This window comes from Roseivirga seohaensis subsp. aquiponti (assembly GCF_001267955.1).
GTDB classification, from domain to species: domain Bacteria; phylum Bacteroidota; class Bacteroidia; order Cytophagales; family Cyclobacteriaceae; genus Roseivirga; species Roseivirga seohaensis.
This window is the reverse complement of the sequence record NZ_JSVA01000017.1, coordinates 126,266-148,608: the sequence shown is the minus strand read 5'-3', so window position 1 is coordinate 148,608 and position 22,343 is coordinate 126,266. Positions and strand designations below refer to the sequence as shown.

Genomic DNA, 22,343 nt, shown 5'->3' with positions numbered 1-22,343 from the left:
CCCCTAATCCTTTTTTAGCTGCAATTCAATTCTACTTACGATGGAGGATAATTTATCTGTAGCGTTAATCTTGATAGCGTTTTTTGGTATTTCTAATGTAGCTAATTGCGATTGAACTAAACTAGCCTGTGTATAATGCTGCTTTCTATTTGCCAGCCTAGCAGTTGCTTCATGTTCAGTGATATCTAAAAATACCCATGTAATAGAAAGTCTTTGAGAAAGGTAATCTCTGTAAGATTGTTTTAAAGCTGAGCAGGCTAAAATAAATTCTGATCTGTGTGTATTTAAAATGTGTTCTACAATAGAGGCTAGCCAAGGCCATCGGTCGTCATCTGTTAATGGCGTTCCGCTGCTCATTTTCATTAAGTTAGCTTTTGAATGAAAATCGTCTGCATCTAAATATGGAAGGTGTAGAGATTTAGACAAAGCTTCAGCCACGTTACTTTTTCCCGCGCCCGAAATACCCATTATTACAATAATATTTTTCATATAACCCTTCAAATTTACCGAATATCAGAAATATAAAGGCTGTCCATTCTGTTTGGTTTCACTAAAGATGTATAAATCATTTTTATGCTATAAATTAAGGGTAATGAAGAGCCTGCTCGTAGCGATATTGATTTTTGCCTGCTTGCCTACCAATGCCCAAGGTGTTGGAGAGCCTTCTTATATTCGGAGTGTGTTTTTTAGAGGAGGAAGTTCTTATGTGAGTTCTCAGGATTCTAAACAGTTATTGGCATTCCTTGACTCCATTCCGAGTGTACATAATTTTATGATTACTGTGCATAGTCATACAGATGATGTGGGCGGAAGTGAATACAATGAAGTGCTTTCTGAAGCACGAAGTCAGTCGGTTATAAAAATACTATTAAAGAATAAAGACATAAAAAGGGAGTCTATTGAAATCAAAGATTTCGGACTTTTTAACCCCACTTACGACAATTCTACAAACTATGGTAGGCGCATGAATAGGAGGGTGGACATTATTTTTTGGCTCACGATTTAATACGTTTATTACCTGTATTCCGGATTTTCAAAGCTCCATCGGTTGCCATTATCCCAATCTTTTCTCGAGTTACCATAAGCAGAATAGCCACCAGCTTCTTTTAACATTTTGCCTAGGTGTAAAAGATTGTAGGTCATAAAAGTGGTATTACGATTAGTGAAATCATTTTGACTGGCGTTTGATTCTTTGTCTAAATAACTCGGTCCAGGCCCAATTTCGCCAAGCCATCCGCAATCTGATTGAGGTGCAATAGAATAGCCAATATGTTGCAAAGCATAAAGTATTGACATGGCATTGTGTTTTACTCCATCTTCATTACCTGTAATTACGCATCCACCTACTTTGCCATAAAAAAGGTATTGGCCTTTATCGTTTTGCATGCCACTCATGGCGTATAGGCGTTCAATGAGTTTTTGAGCCACTGACGACTTTTCACCTAGCCAAATTGGCGTTCCGATAATGAGAATATCGGCATCTAGAACTCGCTTTACCAATTCTGGCCATTCGTCTTTTTCCCATCCTTGTTCGGTCATGTCGGGGTATACACCAAAAGCCACATCATGATCTACCAATCGAATGTGATCAACGGCAACTCCTTCCTTTTCCATAATGTCCATAGAAACCCTCATAAGTCCATGAGTGTGACTTTCTTCTGGAGATTTTTTCAGCGTGCAATTGATATATAATGCTTTTAACGATGTGAAATCTATATCCTTCATAATATAGGGTTTGAGTTATTTAATAGTGTAACTGGTTTAGTCAGGGTATGTTAAAACTTATTTAGTGGTAGGTAGTTTTGTCGATAAACTTGTTTACAAGCTTCTACAGTTTTCGCAGTTTTCACCACGAGAATGTTTTACTAACTTATTGATTTATAGTTGTTAATTTTTTGGTACGGCAATGGTGTTAATGCCATTGAACTAAATTTTATAATGATGAAAAATATGCCCAGAATTAAAAACGAAAAACAATACGAAGCCTTGAGAGACCAAGGAATGAGTAAAGAAAAAGCTGCTAGAATTGCCAACACACCCGATAGTGGTGTAAAAGGAGGTAAAGCAAAACCCTATGAAGAGCGAACCAAGTCCGAACTATATGATAAAGCCAAACAAGTTGGAATTGATGGTCGATCTAAGATGAATAAGCAGCAATTAATTGACGCACTTCGCGAAGATTAAAAAGGAAAGAGGCACCCTAAAAGCAGAATATTAAACCAAAAACCTGACATCCGCTTTACAGGTAGCCCCTTAAATTTTTAATGATAAGCCGTTTAGGCAGTTTGTTCTTCGTGTTTACCTTCAGCTACTTCTTCAACTACTTTTGCATTAAAAGCATCTAGGTCTTCTGGGCTTCTTGAAGTAACGAGTCCTTCATCAACCACTACTTCTTGATCTACCCAGTGTGCTCCTGCGTTTTCTAAATCTTTTCTGATAGAGGAAAAAGATGTCATTTTACGACCTTCTACTACTTCTGCCTCAATAAGCAACTGAGGTCCATGGCAAATAGCAGCTACAGGCTTATGCGCTTTAAAAAAGCTTCTTATAAACTCAATGGCTTTGTCATTTCTTCTTAATAAGTCCGGGTTAATTACTCCCCCCGGCAATACGAGAGCGTTATAATCCGAAGCATCTACGTTATCCAAAACAGCATCTACATCTACGTCTTTGCTCCAATTGCCATTTTTCCAACCTTTAATCGTTCCGCTTTCGGGAGCAATCACATGGGTAGTTGCTCCTGCTTTTTCCAAAGCACTTTTAGGAGATGTTAATTCTGATTCTTCAAAACCATTTGTGGCTAAAATGGCTACTTTCTTTCCTTCTAAATTTTCCATTTTTTGATTTGTTTTTTGGTGTTACGCATTGTTTAGAGTTAAACAAACCGATCGTTCACCGTGGGTTAAACATTAAATATTGATTAGTTGAAAAGCCCAGCGGATTACTCTACTGGGCCTTTTTAGGTTTAAAGGGAGTCGATGAATTTTTTTACTGATTCTTTTGACTCACCGGTTTTCTCTTGAATTCTGCCAATTAATTCATCTTCTTGGCCTTCGGCATAAGTCAAATCGTCATCGGTAAGGTTACCATACTTTTGTTTCACTTTGCCTTTAAGTTGATTCCAATTTCCTTTGATTTTATCTGTTGTTGCACTCATGATTTTTATTGTTTAGTGATGCTTCCTATGTTGCAACGCCTGTTCCAATAATTAGTCGCTTTCGTAAGTGTCTGTTTGTTAGTTTTTTATCTATTGCTTGTATTGTTAATGTATGAATCGTTATGTGATAGTTTTCTACAAAGCATGGATAAGATTGCACACATCGTTAACTATATGAGCATAAAAAGCAACGCGCTTTTGTAACCTTTCTCAATGCTTTGAGTATATTGTTTACAAAAGTGATGATAATATTGATTCAATGAGAGGGACACACTTAGGAGAATTTGAGGAATTAGTGCTTTTAGCAGTTGCTGCACTCAATGATAACGCTTATGCTGTAGTGGTAAAAAGCGAAATTGAAGAGAAGGCCGATCGAAAAGTAAATATTAGCGCAATCCATACTGCGCTTTATCGGTTGGAGGAGAAGGGCTTTTTAGAATCAAGTGTAGGTGGAGCAACCAAGACTAGAGGAGGGAAGAGCAAGCGTTTTTTCAAGGTCACCGCTTACGGCTTTAAATCTTTGAGAGAAGCCCAATCACTGCGCCAGTCTTTTTGGAGTATAATTCCACAACTATCAACTCAAGAATGAAACAACAAGCACCTCCTTTACTACTAAGAAAACTACTGAAACGGATTATTGCCTATGAAATCTACGATGAGGTAGAAGGTGATTTAGCAGAACTTTTTCATGAACGATTGAATGAAATGAGTTTAGCAAAAGCCAAATGGCTTTATTTCATCGATGTGCTTTGCTCGCTTCGCAACTTCAACTTAAAACGAAAACTCTCATTTTATAACCCACTGGTCATGTACAAAAACTATTTTAAAATCACTTTTCGCAATTTGCTCAAACACAAGGGCTATTCTTTCATTAATATTTTTGGCTTGGCCTTAGGAATGGCCTCTTGTCTGCTCATTCTTCTTTTTGTAAACAACGAACTGAGTTTCGATGGATTTCATAAGAAGAAAGCTAGTATCTATCGACTAGATGAAGTGCAAAGTTTTGGTGCAGTTTCAGAACAAAAAGTAGCGCTTTCAATGTATCCAATGGGGCCGAATCTGTTGCTCGACTACCCAGAAGTGATTGATTTTACTCGGTTTTGGGGAATGAATAGAACCTTGTTGAAGCATAATAATCAATCTTTTTATGCTGAAAATCTGGCTCGTGTTGATACTTCTTTTTTGAAGATGTTTGATTTCGAGCTTGTTGAAGGAAATAAGGCTAATGTTTTTGAAGAACCCAATAATATTATCATAAGCGAATCACTTGCTAAAGTAATTTTTGGAAACGAAAACCCTATGGACCAACTGATTGATGTGGATGATGACAGAGAAAATCAGATGAAAGTGGCTGGTGTTTTTGCCGATACCCCTGATAACTCTCATTTACAATTTGATGCCTTAGTCAGTACAAAACTTTGGGACGAAGAAAATAGAGGGAACTGGGGATGGAGTTTTTTAAATACCTACATCCAATTGGCTGATAATACTGACGCTGAGAGGTTAGAAGCCAAGCTTGATGATTTCTTAGTGAAGTATTTGGGAGAGGATATTTTGAATGCATACTCGTTATTTCTACAGCCTTTAACCGATGTTCATTTAGACTCAATGGACATAACCCACGATTATTATAACCATAAGAAATTCGACCGTAGTTCAGTAAATATATTTCTGATACTTGCCTTTTTCGTTTTGCTCATTGCCAGTATCAATTTCATGAATCTTTCTACAGCCAGAGCGGCTACCCGATCTAGAGAAGTAGGGGTTCGTAAATCAATAGGAGCCTTTAAAGGACAAATTACTGGGCAGTTTATGATAGAGTCCATTATGTTATCTTTCATTGCGCTAATTATTGCTTTTTTATTGAGCTGGGCAGCAATAGCTCCACTCAACGGAATTATTGATAGAAATCTTGATCTGAGTCTCATTTTTCAGCCCATTAACCTAGTTCTTGTTTTGATTGTAACTACAACCATAGGGTTACTTTCAGGTGTTTACCCTGCTTTGGTAATGTCTAGATTCAATACAATAATGGCTCTAAAGGGAAGTGGAATGAAATCAGGAAAGTCGTTTTTTAGAAATGCACTGGTGGTTTTTCAATATGCTATTGCCATTACAATTATCATTGGTACCGTTTTGGCCACTGAACAGCTCAATTATATGCAAAATCTAGATTTGGGTTTTAAAAAGGATTTAGTCGTTGCTGTAAATATGTATAGCGATACAAATACTAAATATGATGTGTTGAAAACCGAGTTAATGAGTCAAAAAAACATTACCAATGTAACGGCTACTAAACAACGCTTGGGCAATAATCTACATCAAAACGGAATGCAGTATAGGTCAGATACGGCATTAATAACGGGAGTTACTTCTTCTGTAGTAGTAGATCATAACTTTATGGACTTTTATGAGATGGAAATTGTAGAGGGAAGGGCTTTGAGTGGAGAATACGCTAATGATAAAGCAGGTTTAAGCTTTGTAGTAAATGAATCATTAGCAAAAGAACTGGGAGCTGGCGGTAAAGAGGTATTGGGTATGGCCTTTCACTACGATGGTATGGATACTTTAGGGACGATTGTAGGAGTGGTAAAAAATTTCAATTACAATAAACTAAACCTGAAGGTTGACCCACTCTTTCTATCCTATCAAGAATGGGGTTGGAGTGAGGTTAATGTTAAACTCAAGGCTGATAATATCCAAGAAGGACTTGCTGAAATAGAGTCGGTATGGTCTACACTATTCCCTCAGCGTCCATTCGAATACCAATTTTTAGACGACCACATTGATAAAATGTATAAGTCGGAACAGCAGCTCACTAAAGTAATCAGCATTTTGTCTGTCTTGGCCATTATCATTGCTTCCCTTGGCCTTTTCGGCTTGGCTTCTTTCACGGTGAAACAGCGTTTGAAAGAAATGGGAATCAGAAAAGTATTAGGTGCTTCGGTGAGTGAAATTGTAATGATTCTTTCAAAGAAATTCACAGCCCTGGTTTTGATCGCATTTCTTATTTCTGCACCAATTACTTACTACTTAATGGAGGGGTGGCTAGCAGGTTACGCCTATAGCGTAGGTATTGGGGCTGGTATTTTCTTGATTGTTGGCGTAGGCTCTTGGCTGATTGCCTTACTTACTGTCAGTTTTCAGTCTTATCGTGTGGCCAGTTCAAACCCTGTTGAAACTTTAAGGATAGAGTAAGGCATTGAATTAGTCTTTATATCTTTGGGCATGCCCCAAAATATAGCTGTTATTGGAGGAGGGGCGGCAGGTTTTTTTGCCGCCTTTTCTTGTAAAACCCATTCGCCCAATGCTAGGGTTACCATTTTTGAGAAAACCGGAAAGTTACTTTCTAAAGTGAAAGTTTCTGGTGGTGGACGCTGTAATGTAACTCATGCTTGCTTTAATAATAATGACTTAATTAAATTCTACCCAAGGGGCGGTAAACATTTAAAAAAAGTATTCGGTCAGTTTACTACTAGCGACACAGTGGCATGGTTTCAAGAAAGAGGAGTAGAGCTGAAAGCTGAGGCTGATAACCGAATGTTTCCGATTACTGATAACTCGCAAACGATTATTGATTGCTTTTTAAAGGAAGCGACTAAGCTCGGTATTCAAGTAGTAGTTAACGCCAATGTAAATTCTATTCAACCTAAACAGCCTGGTTTTGATTTAAAAATTGGAGAGAAAACCCAGTTTTTCGATAAGGTAATAGTCGCTTCTGGTGGAAGCCCAAAAGCACAAGGTTTTGACTGGCTGAAAGCTTTAGGACACGAGATTATTCCTCCGGTTCCGTCATTGTTTACTTTCAATATGCCCAAGGAACCCATTAAGAACTTAATGGGACTGTCTGTTCCAAATGCTACAGTGCGTGTTCAGGGCACTAAATTGCAGCAATCGGGGCCATTGTTGATTACCCATTGGGGAATGAGCGGCCCAGCCATATTGAAGACTTCTGCCTGGGGAGCTCGTGTGCTTTCAGATCTTAATTATGATTTTAAAATTCAGGTAAATTGGTTGGGTCCAATGAATGAAGAAGAGTTGAGGGCTTGGTTTACCAATTCTCTTCAAACCATAGGAAAAAGGAAGATTAGGAACAAGAATCCATTTGAAATACCTAATCGACTTTGGGACTTCTTTTTAGAGAAAGTGGAAGTTGATGGAGAGGGCATTTGGGCAGAACTGAGCAAGAAAAGCCTTAATAGGTTAATTAATCTACTACTCAATGATACTTATCAGGTGAAAGGAAAAACTACTTTTAAGGAAGAATTTGTTACCTCGGGAGGAGTTGCACTTTCTGATGTAGACTTTAATTCAATGGAAAGCAGAAAATGCCCAGATTTATTCTTTGCGGGCGAAGTAATTGATGTGGACGGTGTAACCGGAGGTTTCAATTTTCAGGCTGCATGGAGTACAGGGTTTGTGGCTGGTAAAACTTCAGAATAGATTTATTAGACACAAAAAAAGAGCTCCTGATTTTTCAGAAGCTCTTTTGGGTTTGATAATTCAAACTCAGTTTAGATTTTTACAAGCTCAGCTTGAATGTTATACTTTTCTATAATGCGCTGAGTGAACTGCATGCTACCGTGTGGAACATAAATCTGAAATTCACCACTTTTCATTTTAGCCAATAGTTCAAGTACTTTCCATTTGCTGGCTAATTCACCAGGGTCAACATCTTTCTTAGAGATTTCGAAATAACCTTTACCTCCCCATTTTTCACCTGTAATGTCAGGGATTAATTCAGATTCGTGATTTTGGCCTACGATACTTGCAGGTGCTTCATAAGGTTCAATAGTGGCTTTAATGTCAGTGTAACCTCTGCGCAAAAGCTTACTAATTACTTCTTCAATTTTCTCATCGTACTTTGAACCTTTAGATTCTGCTGTCATAACTTCTTTTTTGGATTAGAAATCCGTTCAATTAAACAATATATTCAAAAAAGCAGGATTGACGTTTGTTGATCAAACCCTACCTTCTATAAATTCTAATAGATTTTAATTTCCCTCCGGTGGGGTAATCATAATATGTGCCCGGTGTGTACCAGGGAACATCAACCAAGGATGACCAGGGCCATTTGGTCGTAAGGGTAATCCTGTCGAAGCCTGAGTAGCTTTAGGTGTGTAGATTACGTATCTATAACTCGCGCCTTCAATTTCCTCTGTATCAGGATTATATTTGGCATTTTGGCCATAATAGATGTGAAGTACAGAGCCATAGTTTGGCATTTTTAAAGTGCCAGCCTCAGCTTCTTCTTCTCTTATATTAAGTATTTCTGCTCGGCCTTTCCCTTTCGATTTTAAATCGCGCCCACGAGCCATAAAAGGTTCGGCATCAACACCATAACAAACTACCTCAAATCCTTCTTGATTTGGGTCGTCTGAGCGAACAATGAAACCGTTTGTTCCTTCACGCAGGGTGATAAACTTTCCATCTTCATCAAATCCATATACATGAGCCCCATCTCTTACTTCAACAGGTGCAGCAAGCAATGCCATTTTTATTTGATCTTCCTTATTGTCTTGAGCATTGCAGCTGACGCATAAGGCTAGTGATAAACAGAATGAGATAAACTTTAGGGATTTCATTTGCGCAGATATGCCGCAATATACAAATTGTCTAGCATTTAACAGAATATAACGCTCAATAGAATTAATTAATAGTAAATAAATTGTTATGTTGGAAGGTTTTTCAAAAATAGGAAGCCCCATTTTCGCGCCTCAAACCTTATTAGCGTAGAATAGGTGTGGCCTAAATTGAAAAGTTTCCTCATCTTTAGCCCTATTGAGAATATCGTTATATGGAAAAATCAATTTACCGCACTGTTAATTATTCTAAAACCCTGATTACCGAATTAATGATTCCTTCTTACGCTAATTTTGGAGGTAAAATTCATGGGGGAACGATTCTGTCTTTAATGGACAAGGTGGCTTATGCATGTTCGGCCAAGCATGCCGGTGGTTATTGCGTTACGGCTTCAATGAATGTGGTCGATTTTTTAGCACCTGTTGAGGTAGGCGACTTGGTGCATTTGCATGCTTCTGTAAATCACGTAGGTACTTCTTCTGTAACGGTGGGAATAAGAGTAGAGGCGGAGAGTATTATTACGGGTGAAATCAGACATACAAACTCTTCATACTTCACTATGGTGCGCTTGGATGCAACCTCTAAGAAGGCAATTCCAGTTCCAGGTTTAATTTTGGAAACCAGAGAGGACATGAGGCGATTTTTAGAGGCGATGAAACGTAAGGAATTGGTGCAGGAATACAAGGCCAACTTCAAAAACACTGTGGATAGCTTAGACCTAGATCATATTGAAGAATTGCTGAAGGGCCAGAACTGCCAGATTCAAGGGGCTTGAACCAATTCTATTCAGTAATAAAAGCCACACAGCGCACCGCACTCAAGTTCTGACTTATAGTAGTCCAATGCTGGCCTTTGTCCATCGAGGCATAGAGGTTGCCATTGTTTGTACCGAAGGCCAAAGTATTACCCTTGATGTCCATTGCATCGCGCAAAACCAAATCAAATGCAGGTTTAGGTAGTCCGTTTTCGAGCGACTCCCAGTTTTGCCCAGCATCTTTTGTATAATAGACGGCTAGTTTTTGTTGATGTGGAATTCTCAAATGATCGCTCTGAGCCGGAATTACCCAAGCCTCTAAATCATTGTCTTCCGCAATGGTCATCGCAAAACCATAGACTGCTTTTCCTTTATGATCAGTAATGTCTTGCCAAGTTTTCCCTAGGTCTTCAGAGCGGTAGATTCCACAATGGTTTTGTTGCCAAAGCACATTGGAATTCAATTTTGATTGACAAATCGTATGCGGATCGTGGCCTACTACGCTTTCTGTATTGGGTAAAAAGAAGGCTTTGAGCCCCGTATTGGTCGGTTGCCAAGTAATGCCACCATCATAAGTTTGAAAAACACCTGCACAACTAATGCCCACAATTAAATGGTTTTCATTTTCTGAATTGGAAAGAACGGTATGTAAAAATGGAGAGTTGCTTCCTTTTCCACCACCCTGCCAACTTGAGCGAGAAGGATGGTTGCTAAGGCCATTCATTTCGTTCCAACTTTTGCCTAAATCATCAGAATAAAATAAGGCAGCGGGTTCAGCGCCAATATAGAGACGTTGAATACTGCCAATATTTTGAGATTCAATCGTCCAAATGGATTTGAGTGTAAAGGGGCTTTCTGTTGAAAATATGGGGCTGCTCACTTCGGTAAATGTTTCGCCCATATTTGCTGAAACATAAACCTTTGGCCCCCAGTGTTTGTGGTTGATGGCCACCCACCAATTTTGATTCTTATCGGTATGAAAAGCACCAATAGGCATTCCAATAAAGTGAATGTCGGCCAAAACCCATTCGTTATTTTTCGCTTGCTTATAGATAAGCAAGCCCTTATCTGTGCCTACTGCTAACTTCATTATCCTCCTGATATGGCTTGTATAATGTGGATTTGAGCGGATTTTGGTAATACTGAATGTGCCTTCTCGTTATAAGGTTCATCGTCAATATAGAACTTTACGTGTTCTCTGATCTGACCTTTTTCGTCAACCAAATAGCCTTGTATTCCTTGGTGTTTTTTCTCTAGTTCCGAAAGAAGTGTTTCAATGCTGTCCGCTTCAACGTATTCTTCCTTTAAGTTAGGAAAGAAGGTTTTGAGGGCAGATGTAAACATTACATGAGGCATAAACTCAAAGCTATTAAAATCTGTAAGAATTCAATTCAAGATTAAGCTTGGCCAAAATCACTTTTCCCACCTGTTTTCTTGATTAAACGGGTGTTTTCAATTTCGATATTATGAGAAAATGCTTTGCACATATCATAAACCGTTAAGGCAGCCACCGATGCGCCAGTCAAAGCTTCCATTTCAACCCCAGTTTTCCCAAAGGTTCTGGCTTCACAAGTAATTTCAACCCTAAGATTTTCTAATAATTTGATGTCAATTTCAACTTTGCTCAAAGGCAGATTATGACAAAGTGGAATCAATTCAGAAGTTCTTTTTGCACCTTGAATGCCGGCAATAATGGCGGTTTGAAAAACAGGGCCTTTTAAAGTTTTGATTTCGCCTTCAGCAATATGTTCCTTCATTTCTTCTGGCAGTTGAACAATACTTTGAGCAATGGCGGTACGTTTGGTCTCTGCTTTATCGCCAACATCTACCATGGTGGGCTTGTTCCGATCTATGTGGGTGAATTCTTTGCTCATGATTTAAACAGATTTCTAAAAGGTACAAAATCGTAGACTTCTCCTACTTTGAAATCCGATTTTTCAGCAGGAAGAATTACGAAACCATCGGCCACAGCAAGATTAGCGAAATCTCCCGATCCATGTCCAATAAATGGTGAAGCTGTTAAGGTTCCGTTTTCATCAATATCAATGGCGCATTCTAAAAAGTAGGTTAGTGGGGGTGGAAAATTGACTTCTTTGTTGAGTTTCACTTTAATGCTTTTTGATTCAACCTTCAGCGAAGCATTTACCCAAGCTTGAATATAAACTGATGCGCACATAAATGATGAAACGGGATTGCCTGGCAAGGCAAAAATGGTGCTTCCATTAGGCGCGATACCAAACCAAAAGGGCTTTCCTGGTCGCTGATTTACTTTGTGAAAATGCTTCTGAACACCCAATTCCTCTAAAATTTCAGGCAGGTAGTCAAACTTTCCTTGCGACACACCACCTGATAAAACGATGCATTGATAGGTTTTGATCAAGGCTGCTAAGTCTTCTTTCATCACAGCCTTGTTGTCGTTCATGTGATGCATGGAGGTTTCGATTCCATATTGATTGAGCAAAGCCTGCACTCCGTAATTACCAGATCTCCTAATTTGATGCGCTTCAGGCGTACTTTCAATGGGTACTAATTCATCGCCAGTGGTAATTATCACCGCTTTGGGCGGAATAAGTACCGAAAGTTCAGCTTTACCAATGGCTGCTGCAATATTCATTTCTGGAGCGCCTAATCGAATTCCTTTTTTAAGAAGGGTGTCACCTAATTGTTTATCCATTCCTTTGAAATGGACATTCTGTTGAGGTTTAATCGTTTCAATATTTATGGTAGCGGTATCATCGGTAATCGATATGTCTTCGTAGCGAATAACGGTATCTAAGCCAATGGGCATCATGGCACCCGTCATAATTTGGACACATTTAGCTGCATTCTTGACGGTGTATTGTGGTGTGCCTGCCGGAATAGTTTTTTCGATTTTAAAGCTATGTTGCCCTTTTTCGAACTCGGAAAAGGCAATGGCAATTCCATCCATTGTTACTCGATCAAAAGGAGGGAAGGGACGATCGGCTTTGAGGTCTTCGTTTAAAATTAGACCTACACAGTCCTTTAATTCCCTTTGTTCAACCAAAGGAACGAAAGGGTGACTTTTAACAATATTAAGTGCTTCTGTAAACTGAATAAATTCCATAAGGTGATTTTATCCGCCAATGGTGGCCATTGATTCAAAAGGGTTTGATGATTTTTGTTGAGCTTCGAAGCCGTCTTTCGCTCGGTTGCTAAACAGCGTTCTGAATTGATTTCTAATCTCTTCGTCCGTAGCACCAGCACGCATAAAGTCTCTAAAACTGAAGCTTCCTCCATCGTAAAGACAGGTTTTTAGTTCGCCTTTTGGTGTTAGTCTTATTCTGTCGCAGGAATGGCAAATGGTACGTGTATAGGCTGGAATAATTCCAAAGCTTCCTTTAGCATTCGGTAATTGATAATTGAGCGAAGTAGAGCTCTCTGCGTCAGTAAGTTTTTCAACATTAGGGTAATGGCCCTGAATATGGGCTAGAATTTGTCGGGCATTCCAGGTGATTGGCGTGAACTTCTTTCCGCCTCCGTTGAAAGGCATTTCTTCAATAAAACGAACGCTTACTTTATGTTGTAAAGTGAGTTCGCACATGGGGATGATGTCTTCCAAATTGTGCTCTTCCATCACTACCATATTGATTTTGGTGGTAATACCTGAGTCCATCAGCGCCTGAAACGAATCCATTACCTGATCAAATTCATCTCTTCTGGTGATTTTTAGAAACCGCTCCTTATCCAAGCAATCAAGACTAAGGTTGATGGCGTCTATACCAATGGCTTTGAGTTTGGGTAAATGCTCAATTAAGCTGGTGCCGTTAGTGGTAATGTTCACAGAATCAACACCTTCAATAGTACTGATATTTTCAATCAACTCCATTATGTTCTTACGAACGAAAGGTTCACCCCCCGTAATTCTCACCTTATTGATGCCCATTTCTGCCAGAATGCGCGTCAGCCTTTCCATTTCTTCGAAAGAAAGAATTTGGCTGCGGTGGCTGAAATTCAATCCTTCTTCTGGCATACAATAAAAGCAGCGCAGATTGCACCTTTCGGTTACACCTAATCTCAAATATCTGAGTTGTCTGCCGTGATTATCGTAAAGCAAGTGTATCTTCGTTTTTAGGGTGAATAATGGCCAGCAATGATTGATATAGTTTCAAGTATACGCAAATTAAATAGAGAAGGGCAAACTCTTGCCATAGCTTCGGTAATCAATACATGGAAAAGTTCGCCAAGACCAGTGGGCTCTGCCTTGATTATTTCCGAAAACGGAGAAATGACTGGCTCGGTGAGTGGCGGTTGCGTGGAGGGCGCTGTAGTGAAAAAGGCAGTCGAAATTATTAAAAGCCAGAAGGCTGAAGTGCTTCATTTTGGTATTTCCGATGCTGATGCTTGGGAAGTAGGTTTGAGCTGCGGTGGGGCATTGGATGTGTTTGTTCAACCTTTTTACCCTAAAGAAATTTGGAATGAAATGGATGAGCTTTTAAAGCAAGATGAAGGCTTTATGCTTTTATCTACTTTGGAAGAAAACCCTCAGTATTCCATCGTAAAGGCCAATGGAGAAAGCATTGGAGCTGCCTTTGAAAAATCCCTTTTGCCTGAATTGGAGCAAGCTTTTTATGAAGGAGACAGCAAAGTGTTAAGCTCAGGGAATCATTTCGTTCTGGTGTTTCCGAAAAGGCCTGTCATGCTACTGATCGGTTCGGCACATATTACCGTAGAGCTGACGGAGCTGGCGCATATGTTTGGTTTCGAAACATTATTGATTGACCCAAGGGCTACTTTTGCAAGCAAAACTCAGTATAAAGCAAAACCTCAAACCATCCATATACAATGGCCTCAGGAAGTGTTGCCCAACTTAAAATTGGATAAGAACACTTATGCCGTAATTCTTTCTCACGACCCGAAAATAGATGACGAGGCTTTGAAGATTTTGCTAAAATCTAAGGTGGCTTATATCGGTGCTTTAGGCAGCCGGAAAACGCACGCCAAGCGTATTGAAAGATTAAAGGAATATGGGTTTAGTTCCGAAGAAATTGACGGTATTCATGCGCCCATCGGAATAGATATTGGCTCCAAACTACCAAGAGAGATTGCTCTTAGCGTAATGGCAGAGGTAATTAAAGTGAAGAATGGTGGCAGGTAAGAATTACCCTAAAACGCATTGAAATTTCTATTTGATTAAGAATGTGTACTTAGTTGGATGATTACTGTTCCTAATCTCAATAGGTTCGAACTTGGAAATGTCAATATTGACATACTGCTCTGAGGGGTGGTTAAGGTAAATGATTGACTCAATTACTCCCTGATTGGTAGCATATATGATTATGGGTAATGGAGCTTTAATATCTATTTTTTCAGACTTCAACACTTTCTTAATCTTCTTAACGATATCAGGGTAAATCATTGAGCCGTCATCATTAACTATTTGTTTGAAATAGTACCCGTTACCAATAGTTGAATCTTTGGCAATTTCAGGATTCATGGCCTGAATTTTTGATGCAATGTATTTGAAGCCACTATTCTCTTTATCTTTTTTGACATCGGCTTGTGTCTTCTCATTTGGAAGCAGTGTTGAAATAGCTTCAACAGTTTTTATCATCTCACTATAAAGGGCTTCAGTATAATCCCAAGGTCCCAGTTCTAACTTTCTAGCAAAGGTTGCTACCGAAATAGTTTGCTCTTCTTGAAACATATAGTTGAGGATACTAGAAGAACTATTGATTTCAAGCGAAATGAGATTGTCTTGTTTTTTGACTTGAAAACTATTGGAGTTTAACTCTTCAAGAGGAATTTCATTTAACCATTGGTAGAAATGAATTTCACCCTGTTTTGACTGCCTTATGTCTTGAATAAACAAATTGTTTTTGGTAGAGTCAATTTTGAAAAAATATTTCGAAAAAGTATCGAATACTGGAGCTCTAACCTCTTTATCTGTTAAGGGAAGATTGTTAAGATTGTAGAGTGGATTTTGCCCATGGACACTATTGATTATGAATAGAGTATATGTGAATAGTATGGCTACTTTTCTTTTCATGATGAATTTGATTAACCGATTCTAAAATAGAAATATAATTCCTAATTTTTAGAGTCAATCAATCCTTTTTATAAACTCTTCCTCCAACTTGTTCAGTTTCTTTACAATCAAATCACGGTTTTTAGAGGATTTCATCCATTGTGGAAGGTTTGTAATCATGGAGTATTTATGTCTGCCATTGTCTTCTCTTAATTTTGCGCTTACATAGTCCCTTAAGTAGGTGAGCTGTTCAAGGTTATAGAGCCATAGTACGTTATCTTTTACATCAGTTTGCAGCCAAAGGTCGAAGCCAAAATAAGGGTCGGTGGGTTTATCGCCCCTGTATCGATACCATGCAAGCTCATATGCTCTCGTTTGTTGACAGGTTTCGCAAGTAACTTTTGCGTTTGGATAAGGTTTTTTGGTGGGTTCTGTAGAATGGCAAACTTTAGTTCCGCAATGGCCACAGCTTTGATTTACAAAGCCTAGTAGATAGCCATCCCATTGGTCATTTCCTGATTGATGAAAGCCGCAGTAACCACAAGTGCATTTCGATTGATGATTTAAAGGAAATGGGATGCTGTACTTCCTAGGTTGGGAATTGACCAAAGCGGGTTCAGCACATTTCGGGCATGTGATCCAAATGTTTTCACTGAAATAGACAGTAGGGTATGCAGGCTGATTAAATTTCATCTGATTTTGATTATCCCATTTCTGTATAAATCCAAGGCGTTCTTTAGAAGTGTTTCTAGGGTGGCCTTAGGTAAATCTGCATTGGGGTTTACCCTGAAAATTTTCATTCTGGCGCGTGTACCGGTTTCTAACTTTGGGTGATCTAACAATTTCCCTTCCACAAAAAGAATATAGGGTTCGTCTGTTTTTTTATCTGTCCACAAATAGCAAAACATTTTCTTCTTGAAGCAGAAGCAAGGCATTCCATACTTTTTTGTTTCAGTAACTTCATCGTCTTGATTCAGGATAAGGCTTCGTAAAGCCAATAAACAACTTTTGTTCGGCTCTTCTTTGTCTAGGTAATAACTATCAAAATCACTGATCATTTTTTCTGTTTTCAATGGCTTGGCGTAAACAAAGTATGGCGAGAATGGCGGTTACAATGGAAAATGATTTTTCGAAAGAGGTTTCGGCAAGGGCATTTCCTAAAGTGTTGAGTACAAACATTATGAATAAAACCCAGAGGCAAATACGTGCAAAATTTTTGAGCTTTGGGGCTTGTATACGGTTTGAGTGAATGAGCACTGCCATGATGGATAGAGTCGTTACGAAAAATGATATAAACTCGAAACCCAAGAGTTGGTTCTTTGTTTCCATTCTTCCACCCCATAAAAACTCAATAGGCGCGTAGTCGAAAAGAACGATACCAATGATGATAGCTAAATGGAAAAGAGCCAGCAGGCTGAATATTACCAGACTTAGTTTTGTGGCTACTTTGAAGCTAATGAGGTTCTTCATTTTTTAAATTAAAAGAGCATAAGTGGTTTGCGATTTTAGCTTAATTTATCACCGCCATCTTGCCAAATCATGACCACTTTTCCTTTGGTGCGCATGGCTTCAATATAGCCGATTGCTTCCGGGATTTTATGGTACGGGTAAGTTTTTTCTATATGTGGCCGAATACTTCCTGTTTGAATAAGAGAAGCTATTTTTTCCAAATCGAATGGGTTTGGACTAGCGGTAAATTGGCTTAGCTTGAATTTGCTAAATGCCGAACTCAACAGAAGTGAGATCATGTGATTCATATTAGTAAAGCCTACAACTACTCCTCTTTGTCCTAATCGTTTATAGTCTTTGAGTGTAAGGTTGCCATGTGTATCTACAACTAAATCGTATTTGGCTTTATACTGATGAATATCCACTTGATCATATGCTATGACTTCATTAGCACCTAATGACTTCACGAATTCGGCACTTTTACTTGAGCACACTGCGGTTACTTGAGCGCCATAGGCTTTAGCAATTTGAACTGCAAAATGGCCAACGCCACCAGAAGAACCGTTAATTAAAACCGATTCTCCTGCTTTAAGTTGACCATGCGTGATAAGGGCTTGTAAAGCTGTTAAACCAGCTATTGGCACAGCTGCCATTTTAGGGAAGTCAATTTCTTTAGGCATTTTCGCACAAACCGCATCCGATACACAGATGTATTCTGCAAATGCGCCTCCTAGTGTTTTCTCACCAAATACACGGTCACCGATTTTGAAACGACTTACATTACTGCCCACTTCTTCTACAATACCAGAAAAATCAGCGCCCAACACTCTATCTTTTGGTTTTAGCAGTCCGAATGTGAATCGTGCAAAAAAAGGTTTGCCTCTTAATATATGCCAATCGGCTGGGTTGGCAGAATTTGCCAGAACACGGACTAAGATATGACCTTCTTTTATTATTGGTTTTTCTATTTCCTCTAATTGAAGAACTTCGGGACCACCGTATTTGAGTTTTGTAAACGCTTTCATTTAAATCACTTGACCAGAGTTAAGGGTTTTCTTTACCCAATAATTTGAGAACAATCTAGCAAGATTAAGATTTGATTGAAAGTGGTCTCTAAGGATTGTTGGCCTTCTTTTCTCTAGTTTCGGAAATTATGAAAAAGTGGGCTTTAAAGAACAATCTTAAGCAGCAAGCTTTTCTAACTTTTCCCAAGTAAAATTTCCGCAATACCGGTGTGAAATATTACCTGTTTTGTCTAGGGTCATTAAAAACAACCAGCCGTTGTCGCACAAATCTCTAATAGCGCGATGTTTTTCAAGAATTGAATTGATGGCTTCGATAGGGGCTTCAATAACAACATTTAGTTTCTGTGGTTCGTGTTGAAATCGCTCTCCATCGTGCAAGGCTTGCAGGGGTAAACCAACACGCAAATCGCCAGAGTATCCTTCTAAAACTCCCAAGCCTGATGTTACGTTGTGCAAGGTTTTGTTGCCCGAACCATAATTTTTATTGTCGACCACTGAACCGTAGTATTGTAGATTTATCCAGCTGGTGACTACCATTGGAGCGGTCATTATTAACTCAAGTACCTCGAAATTTTCATCCTTTGTCCAATCATATGAATGTAAAAAGGCTTTACCTTCAAGATTTAAGTCCCTTGTTCTTTGGCGAGGTGCAACCACAAAAGCTGAACAACCGGCAAGTCCCCACTCAGGTCTTACTTGCGACCAATCAGAGCTCCGTACTAATACGGATCGGTCTGTATTATTTTTTTTGCTGTCCGAAAATCGCAATAATCGCTCTGTGCGTGTTGCTTTACCGGCCATGCTTAGCGATTCTTTTAGTAACTCTAAATCTTTTGTTTGTGATAAGGCCACGTCCTGCTCGTTGAAAATAGTCAGGTCATCGGTGGTCGTATCGTGTAAGCAGGCTAGAAAAACAGTGTCAAAAGGAATAAGAATGTTTGCTTTTTGCAAACCTGTTCGCACTTCTTTACTATTAAGTACTGCCGCCACCACACGTGCATTTGCTTCACCCGTGTGACCTCCGCATGCACCACAATCATACCCAGTAGCATGCGGGTTGTTCACCATGTTAGAACCATGCCCTACAATGAGCACAAATTTGGCAAAGTTACTGGTGAGCGACATAGCTGTAAGAGCGTTTTTCCCCATTTCAATTTGCTTTTCTAAAGAAATACCATAGGTTTCATTATTGATTGTTTGTTCATTAATGTTGATTTTCTTTTTTAGATAATTTGTTTTTGAGAAACCAATTTTATCTGGTTGAGGTACTGGCCGAGTAAGTCCGAATGAATCGGTAAAAAGTTTTGGTAGATATGAAATTCCGATGGGGCTAACAAAACTGAAACAGGATATTGCTCCTGACTTGAACGATTTCCAAACTTGCTGTAATTGTTTAGTGAGTATGCGCTTTTTTAACACTTCCGCATGTGTCTTTTCATTTTCCATTTGATCCATAATCTTTGGGCCAGGTGCCAATAATACAGGGCACTGTGCTTCGCCTTCACTATGGCCAATGGGTATATGTTTAATTGGGAAAGCAAAGAAGCCTGCAAACCCAAGGGTTTCAATAGTTTGGTCCACGCATTCTAAATTTCTGCGGTAAATCTCTGAACGTACATCTATGCAGAAAATAGCTTGAGCACTGGCCCGTTCTTTCTTGATAATCTTAGTTATTTTTTTCTTTTCAAATTTACTAATCAGCTTACGTTGAGTAGCTAAATCGAAAGCCTCTTGCAAGATTAAGTTGTGTGCAACGTCTAAATTAAGCCTCTTTTCTACTTGATTTAGGGTTAGGATTTCACGTGTTTCTTTCCATTTTCTCTTCAATTCAGGGCTACTTAAACTTTCAAATAAACAGGCTTCCCAGCACACCAGTACAGCTAAAAACTCGATGAGCTTTCCGTCTTTTCCTCCGTATAATTCACTGTCCCAGTCTTGTTTTGCGGCAAAAGCTGCCCAACCGCCCATTCTTAACAATAGCCGATGGAGATAAAGAGCAGATTCGTTTTCTACAACATTGAGTTTTTTGAACGCCCATTTAATCGCTTCTAAAGGGTTTTTAGGAATAGAACTGACTAGTTTTCTGAAATTCTTTAAGCCACTGAGCTCTGTTGTTCTATCAATTTCTGCCTCAAATTTCCATGCTGAAAATATGCCTTCATTTTTGTTAGCTGCTACCCATCTGGCTTGACCTTTGTCGAAGTAAGCAGCAGCCCAAGTGGAAATTCTTGTGGTTACAAATCGGTTCCAATCTTTTTTCGTTATATCACTGGCTACATCGATTACCGTGGCGATTGCTGTTATTTCAATGCTTTTGTGCACTTCGCTAGCTACGTTTTCTATAAACGCATCCACATTTGTGTTGTAATTCTTTTTGCGTAAAACAAGGGCGATGTCTTCCTTCAATAATTCCCCTTCTTCTAGTTTTTGTAAGTAGAATGAAGCGGGCAAAGTCATATGAATACCCCCAGCTGCAGCTAACTCTTGAGCTACTTGTTCAAATGGTTTATGGGTATGACCTAAGAAGGGATTTACCGCTACAAAATTTTCTAATGGCCATACAGGAGCAATTTTTTTGCAGACTTCTCTTAATAGTTCTAAAAACTGAGTCTGATCAGGTTTTACATTTTCCAAGAAATGAGAAACTATATGATTCGTATTTTTCATTTTGCCCTTTATAGGGTTAAGGAAACGCTTCTTATTAGTTTTTTGCTGCAATGGGTTGGTTTTCTAATTGAACAGTTCTTGTCAAGGTATTCTTCTCAAAACATTCTGAGCTATTTACAACTGCTGGTTTTTTCTCAGAACCATATGTATAAAGTGCTCGAACGGTATTGTCAAACAGGGTGTTTAAGTAAAAACCATTTCTGAAATGAATAGCCAAAGCCTTGAAAAAGAATGATGAGGTTTGCGAAGGAGCAATAATTTGTATAAATACAGTGGCGGCAAAAGCGATTAGAACAATTACCATTAGAGCTAATGTGCTAAAGTTGGGTTTACTTAATTCAGGTAATTGAGCGGAAAGTAGCTCATGAGATCCGGCTTCGAGTGTGAAGAAGGCTAAAGCGACCAAAAGCGAAAGTAAGGCTGCGTGAAATAGTAATTTAATACCGCCTGATGAATCTAAGGCACTTGTAAATAACCTTGAAAGCCCAAGCGCAATAATGCTTCCAATGCCTAAAAGCGCGGTTTCGTTTTCTGAGTTAATGCCCCATAGTAGGGCCGAACCTGCGTAAACTCCAAGCCCTAATAATATACCGAGCACAATTCGGAATGGATTTTTTGTTTGTATAGCATCAGAAACTTTGGCAGCTCTTATTATATCGATCGCACTACCTGATGACAAAAAGGAGTGTGCTTTGTAAAATGAATGTGCTACTAAGTGAAGCATTGCTGCAGAGTATACCCCCATGCCACAGGTCATCAAACTGAACCCCATATGAGCGATACTGGAGTACGCAAGGGCAGTTTTAACGGAAGTTTGTGTTAGAAAAGCAACTGAAGCAAATAGTGCTGTAAATCCGCCTATGGCAATAAGTGCCAGTGGTGCAAAAGCACTAGACTCTATTACGTATGCCATTCTGATGATAAGAAATGGCCCGGCATTCAATAAACCTGCATGGAGTAATGCTGAAACAGGAGTAGGGGTTTCCATTACCTCAATTAACCAACCATGAGTCGGGAATTGTGCAGATTTTAAGAGTGCTGCTATAACTAGCAGAATAGCCGCAACTTCTAAATTGGAACTGGTGAATCCTGATGTAGAAGTTATTTTTAATTGCTGAAAAATGACTTCTAAATTGCCCGTATCGAAATGAAGGTATAAAGCTATTAATGCACCGAGTAGTGAAACATCACCTAAGCGAGCCACCAAGAACTTTTTGCGTGCAGCAATAATAGCTCCTGGTCGCTCGTGGTAAAACACTAATAATCTATGAAGTGATATACTTGTGAAAACCCAAGCAAGTAAGAGTAATGCTAAGTTACCAGATAAAACCAAAAGTTGCACTGCCGCGATAGTTGCAGCTAAGCGGCCAATAAATGCACCTTGACGGACATCTCCATCTAAATAGTTTTTACTAAAACGTAGAATGATAAAGCTCAATAGAGCAATCATTGAAAACATTAATACACTTACTGAATCTAACCTCAGGCTAAGACCTAATTGCTTATAACCAAAGAATGTAGATTCTATCAAGGGGTGTTGTGATATAAATACACCGCTTATCGCGGCAATTAATATGCTGAAAATCGTAGCTGCTGTAGCTATACTTTTTACATGTTTTGGGCGTAGACCTGGCTGGAAATACGATAGCAGGGCTGTAGCCAAAAATGCTAAAGGAGATAGATAAACAACGTTTACGATGTATTGAACTGTCATGCTAATTA

25 protein-coding genes are annotated in these 22,343 nt (G+C 39.0%); 7 read left to right on the top strand and 18 right to left on the bottom strand.

Annotated elements, in window-relative coordinates; translation table 11 throughout:
• Positions 1-3 precede the first annotated feature (3 nt).
• Positions 4-489 carry a gluconokinase gene (locus tag OB69_RS14835; protein ID WP_053224529.1) on the bottom strand — a complete coding sequence of 162 codons (486 nt, stop codon included), beginning with the start codon at positions 487-489 and terminating at the stop codon, positions 4-6.
• A gap of 103 nt (positions 490-592) precedes the next feature.
• Between OB69_RS14835 and OB69_RS14830 the strand changes: the two genes are divergently transcribed.
• Positions 593-1,006 carry an OmpA family protein gene (locus tag OB69_RS14830; protein ID WP_053224528.1) on the top strand — a complete coding sequence of 138 codons (414 nt, stop codon included), beginning with the start codon at positions 593-595 and terminating at the stop codon, positions 1,004-1,006.
• An 8-nt stretch (positions 1,007-1,014) separates the two neighbouring features.
• Here OB69_RS14830 and OB69_RS14825 read toward each other — a convergent pair whose 3' ends face one another.
• A complete protein-coding gene (locus OB69_RS14825) occupies positions 1,015-1,725 on the bottom strand; it encodes a flavodoxin family protein (RefSeq protein WP_053224527.1) in 711 nt (236 codons plus the stop codon).
• Positions 1,726-1,950: 225 nt separating this feature from the next.
• On the opposite strand from OB69_RS14825, the gene OB69_RS14820 reads away from it, so the two are divergent.
• Entirely contained in the window at positions 1,951-2,184 is a 234-nt protein-coding gene (locus OB69_RS14820; RefSeq protein WP_245620832.1) for a Rho termination factor N-terminal domain-containing protein, read from the top strand.
• Between the two features lie 92 nt (positions 2,185-2,276).
• Here the strand turns inward: OB69_RS14820 and OB69_RS14815 are convergent, their stop codons facing one another.
• Positions 2,277-2,837, bottom strand: a complete 561-nt coding sequence (locus tag OB69_RS14815) for a type 1 glutamine amidotransferase domain-containing protein (RefSeq protein ID WP_053224526.1) — start codon at positions 2,835-2,837, stop codon at positions 2,277-2,279.
• Between the two features lie 128 nt (positions 2,838-2,965).
• Entirely contained in the window at positions 2,966-3,157 is a 192-nt protein-coding gene (locus OB69_RS14810; RefSeq protein WP_053224525.1) for a CsbD family protein, read from the bottom strand.
• Positions 3,158-3,416: 259 nt separating this feature from the next.
• On the opposite strand from OB69_RS14810, the gene OB69_RS14805 reads away from it, so the two are divergent.
• Genes OB69_RS14805 through OB69_RS14795 form a run of 3 tightly spaced genes read left to right on the top strand, consistent with a single transcriptional unit; the run spans position 3,417 to position 7,600 of the window.
• The gene (locus OB69_RS14805) at positions 3,417-3,746 is read left to right on the top strand and encodes a PadR family transcriptional regulator (RefSeq protein WP_053224524.1); all 330 of its coding nucleotides are present in this window, start codon (positions 3,417-3,419) and stop codon (positions 3,744-3,746) included.
• The gene (locus OB69_RS14800; RefSeq protein WP_053224523.1) at positions 3,743-6,355 is read left to right on the top strand and encodes an ABC transporter permease; all 2,613 of its coding nucleotides are present in this window, start codon (positions 3,743-3,745) and stop codon (positions 6,353-6,355) included. The genes OB69_RS14805 and OB69_RS14800 overlap by 4 nt, the downstream gene beginning before the upstream one ends.
• A 30-nt stretch (positions 6,356-6,385) precedes the next feature.
• Positions 6,386-7,600, top strand: a complete 1,215-nt coding sequence (locus tag OB69_RS14795; RefSeq protein ID WP_053224522.1) for a BaiN/RdsA family NAD(P)/FAD-dependent oxidoreductase — start codon at positions 6,386-6,388, stop codon at positions 7,598-7,600.
• A gap of 71 nt (positions 7,601-7,671) precedes the next feature.
• On the opposite strand, the gene OB69_RS14790 is transcribed toward OB69_RS14795, so the two are convergent.
• Together OB69_RS14790 and OB69_RS14785 are read right to left on the bottom strand one after the other, a co-directional pair.
• Positions 7,672-8,046, bottom strand: a complete 375-nt coding sequence (locus OB69_RS14790) for a hypothetical protein (RefSeq protein WP_053224521.1) — start codon at positions 8,044-8,046, stop codon at positions 7,672-7,674.
• A 105-nt stretch (positions 8,047-8,151) separates the two neighbouring features.
• Positions 8,152-8,742, bottom strand: a complete 591-nt coding sequence (locus tag OB69_RS14785; protein ID WP_053224570.1) for a hypothetical protein — start codon at positions 8,740-8,742, stop codon at positions 8,152-8,154.
• Positions 8,743-8,954: 212 nt separating this feature from the next.
• Between OB69_RS14785 and OB69_RS14780 the strand changes: the two genes are divergently transcribed.
• Entirely contained in the window at positions 8,955-9,515 is a 561-nt protein-coding gene (locus OB69_RS14780; RefSeq protein WP_053224520.1) for an acyl-CoA thioesterase, read from the top strand.
• A gap of 7 nt (positions 9,516-9,522) precedes the next feature.
• On the opposite strand, the gene OB69_RS14775 is transcribed toward OB69_RS14780, so the two are convergent.
• The 5 genes from OB69_RS14775 to moaA are packed head-to-tail and all read right to left on the bottom strand — an operon-like array spanning position 9,523 to position 13,569.
• Positions 9,523-10,584: a WD40/YVTN/BNR-like repeat-containing protein gene (locus tag OB69_RS14775; protein WP_053224519.1), complete on the bottom strand. Its 1,062-nt coding sequence runs from the start codon at positions 10,582-10,584 to the stop codon at positions 9,523-9,525.
• The gene (locus OB69_RS14770; protein ID WP_157608594.1) at positions 10,584-10,838 is read right to left on the bottom strand and encodes a ubiquitin family protein; all 255 of its coding nucleotides are present in this window, start codon (positions 10,836-10,838) and stop codon (positions 10,584-10,586) included. The genes OB69_RS14775 and OB69_RS14770 overlap by 1 nt, the downstream gene beginning before the upstream one ends.
• A gap of 53 nt (positions 10,839-10,891) precedes the next feature.
• Complete coding sequence (gene moaC, locus OB69_RS14765; protein ID WP_053224517.1) at positions 10,892-11,368, bottom strand: cyclic pyranopterin monophosphate synthase MoaC; 477 nt, start codon at positions 11,366-11,368, stop codon at positions 10,892-10,894.
• A complete protein-coding gene (locus OB69_RS14760; RefSeq protein WP_053224516.1) occupies positions 11,365-12,579 on the bottom strand; it encodes a molybdopterin molybdotransferase MoeA in 1,215 nt (404 codons plus the stop codon). Before OB69_RS14760 ends, moaC begins: the two co-directional genes overlap by 4 nt.
• 9 nt (positions 12,580-12,588) lie before the next feature.
• Entirely contained in the window at positions 12,589-13,569 is a 981-nt protein-coding gene (gene moaA, locus OB69_RS14755) for a GTP 3',8-cyclase MoaA (RefSeq protein ID WP_053224515.1), read from the bottom strand.
• A 36-nt stretch (positions 13,570-13,605) separates the two neighbouring features.
• Between moaA and OB69_RS14750 the strand changes: the two genes are divergently transcribed.
• On the top strand, positions 13,606-14,610 hold the full coding sequence (locus tag OB69_RS14750; RefSeq protein WP_053224514.1) for an XdhC family protein: 1,005 nt from the start codon (positions 13,606-13,608) through the stop codon (positions 14,608-14,610).
• Positions 14,611-14,637: 27 nt separating this feature from the next.
• Here the strand turns inward: OB69_RS14750 and OB69_RS14745 are convergent, their stop codons facing one another.
• The 7 genes from OB69_RS14745 to OB69_RS14715 all read right to left on the bottom strand — a co-directional run bounded on the left by OB69_RS14745 (position 14,638) and on the right by OB69_RS14715 (position 22,335).
• Positions 14,638-15,501, bottom strand: coding sequence for a hypothetical protein (locus tag OB69_RS14745; protein WP_053224513.1), 864 nt, complete (start codon positions 15,499-15,501; stop codon positions 14,638-14,640).
• Positions 15,502-15,555: 54 nt separating this feature from the next.
• Positions 15,556-16,173, bottom strand: a complete 618-nt coding sequence (locus tag OB69_RS14740; protein WP_053224512.1) for a hypothetical protein — start codon at positions 16,171-16,173, stop codon at positions 15,556-15,558.
• Positions 16,170-16,538, bottom strand: coding sequence for a DUF1801 domain-containing protein (locus OB69_RS14735; protein ID WP_053224511.1), 369 nt, complete (start codon positions 16,536-16,538; stop codon positions 16,170-16,172). Before OB69_RS14735 ends, OB69_RS14740 begins: the two co-directional genes overlap by 4 nt.
• Positions 16,528-16,950 (bottom strand): hypothetical protein, encoded by a 423-nt coding sequence (locus OB69_RS14730; protein WP_053224510.1) that lies wholly within the window; start codon positions 16,948-16,950, stop codon positions 16,528-16,530. Before OB69_RS14730 ends, OB69_RS14735 begins: the two co-directional genes overlap by 11 nt.
• Before the next feature lie 35 nt (positions 16,951-16,985).
• Complete coding sequence (locus OB69_RS14725; RefSeq protein WP_053224509.1) at positions 16,986-17,954, bottom strand: NAD(P)-dependent alcohol dehydrogenase; 969 nt, start codon at positions 17,952-17,954, stop codon at positions 16,986-16,988.
• 156 nt (positions 17,955-18,110) lie between these two features.
• The gene (locus OB69_RS14720) at positions 18,111-20,621 is read right to left on the bottom strand and encodes a YbcC family protein (protein WP_082338195.1); all 2,511 of its coding nucleotides are present in this window, start codon (positions 20,619-20,621) and stop codon (positions 18,111-18,113) included.
• Between the two features lie 34 nt (positions 20,622-20,655).
• Positions 20,656-22,335 (bottom strand): proton-conducting transporter transmembrane domain-containing protein, encoded by a 1,680-nt coding sequence (locus tag OB69_RS14715; RefSeq protein WP_082338192.1) that lies wholly within the window; start codon positions 22,333-22,335, stop codon positions 20,656-20,658.
• Positions 22,336-22,343 lie beyond the last annotated feature (8 nt).

What these genes read in the sequence shown, in the direction of transcription:
- OB69_RS14835 (WP_053224529.1), bottom strand. Translation starts at nt 489, where the DNA reads ATGAAAAATATTATTGTAATAATGGGTATTTCGGGCGCGGGAAAAAGT.
- OB69_RS14830 (WP_053224528.1), top strand. Translation starts at nt 593, where the DNA reads ATGAAGAGCCTGCTCGTAGCGATATTGATTTTTGCCTGCTTGCCTACC.
- OB69_RS14825 (WP_053224527.1), bottom strand. Translation starts at nt 1,725, where the DNA reads ATGAAGGATATAGATTTCACATCGTTAAAAGCATTATATATCAATTGC.
- OB69_RS14820 (WP_245620832.1), top strand. Translation starts at nt 1,951, where the DNA reads ATGCCCAGAATTAAAAACGAAAAACAATACGAAGCCTTGAGAGACCAA.
- OB69_RS14815 (WP_053224526.1), bottom strand. Translation starts at nt 2,837, where the DNA reads ATGGAAAATTTAGAAGGAAAGAAAGTAGCCATTTTAGCCACAAATGGT.
- OB69_RS14810 (WP_053224525.1), bottom strand. Translation starts at nt 3,157, where the DNA reads ATGAGTGCAACAACAGATAAAATCAAAGGAAATTGGAATCAACTTAAA.
- OB69_RS14805 (WP_053224524.1), top strand. Translation starts at nt 3,417, where the DNA reads ATGAGAGGGACACACTTAGGAGAATTTGAGGAATTAGTGCTTTTAGCA.
- OB69_RS14800 (WP_053224523.1), top strand. Translation starts at nt 3,743, where the DNA reads ATGAAACAACAAGCACCTCCTTTACTACTAAGAAAACTACTGAAACGG.
- OB69_RS14795 (WP_053224522.1), top strand. Translation starts at nt 6,386, where the DNA reads ATGCCCCAAAATATAGCTGTTATTGGAGGAGGGGCGGCAGGTTTTTTT.
- OB69_RS14790 (WP_053224521.1), bottom strand. Translation starts at nt 8,046, where the DNA reads ATGACAGCAGAATCTAAAGGTTCAAAGTACGATGAGAAAATTGAAGAA.
- OB69_RS14785 (WP_053224570.1), bottom strand. Translation starts at nt 8,742, where the DNA reads ATGAAATCCCTAAAGTTTATCTCATTCTGTTTATCACTAGCCTTATGC.
- OB69_RS14780 (WP_053224520.1), top strand. Translation starts at nt 8,955, where the DNA reads ATGGAAAAATCAATTTACCGCACTGTTAATTATTCTAAAACCCTGATT.
- OB69_RS14775 (WP_053224519.1), bottom strand. Translation starts at nt 10,584, where the DNA reads ATGAAGTTAGCAGTAGGCACAGATAAGGGCTTGCTTATCTATAAGCAA.
- OB69_RS14770 (WP_157608594.1), bottom strand. Translation starts at nt 10,838, where the DNA reads ATGTTTACATCTGCCCTCAAAACCTTCTTTCCTAACTTAAAGGAAGAA.
- moaC (WP_053224517.1), bottom strand. Translation starts at nt 11,368, where the DNA reads ATGAGCAAAGAATTCACCCACATAGATCGGAACAAGCCCACCATGGTA.
- OB69_RS14760 (WP_053224516.1), bottom strand. Translation starts at nt 12,579, where the DNA reads ATGGAATTTATTCAGTTTACAGAAGCACTTAATATTGTTAAAAGTCAC.
- OB69_RS14750 (WP_053224514.1), top strand. Translation starts at nt 13,606, where the DNA reads ATGATTGATATAGTTTCAAGTATACGCAAATTAAATAGAGAAGGGCAA.
- OB69_RS14745 (WP_053224513.1), bottom strand. Translation starts at nt 15,501, where the DNA reads ATGAAAAGAAAAGTAGCCATACTATTCACATATACTCTATTCATAATC.
- OB69_RS14740 (WP_053224512.1), bottom strand. Translation starts at nt 16,173, where the DNA reads ATGAAATTTAATCAGCCTGCATACCCTACTGTCTATTTCAGTGAAAAC.
- OB69_RS14735 (WP_053224511.1), bottom strand. Translation starts at nt 16,538, where the DNA reads ATGATCAGTGATTTTGATAGTTATTACCTAGACAAAGAAGAGCCGAAC.
- OB69_RS14730 (WP_053224510.1), bottom strand. Translation starts at nt 16,950, where the DNA reads ATGAAGAACCTCATTAGCTTCAAAGTAGCCACAAAACTAAGTCTGGTA.
- OB69_RS14725 (WP_053224509.1), bottom strand. Translation starts at nt 17,954, where the DNA reads ATGAAAGCGTTTACAAAACTCAAATACGGTGGTCCCGAAGTTCTTCAA.
- OB69_RS14720 (WP_082338195.1), bottom strand. Translation starts at nt 20,621, where the DNA reads ATGAAAAATACGAATCATATAGTTTCTCATTTCTTGGAAAATGTAAAA.
- OB69_RS14715 (WP_082338192.1), bottom strand. Translation starts at nt 22,335, where the DNA reads ATGACAGTTCAATACATCGTAAACGTTGTTTATCTATCTCCTTTAGCA.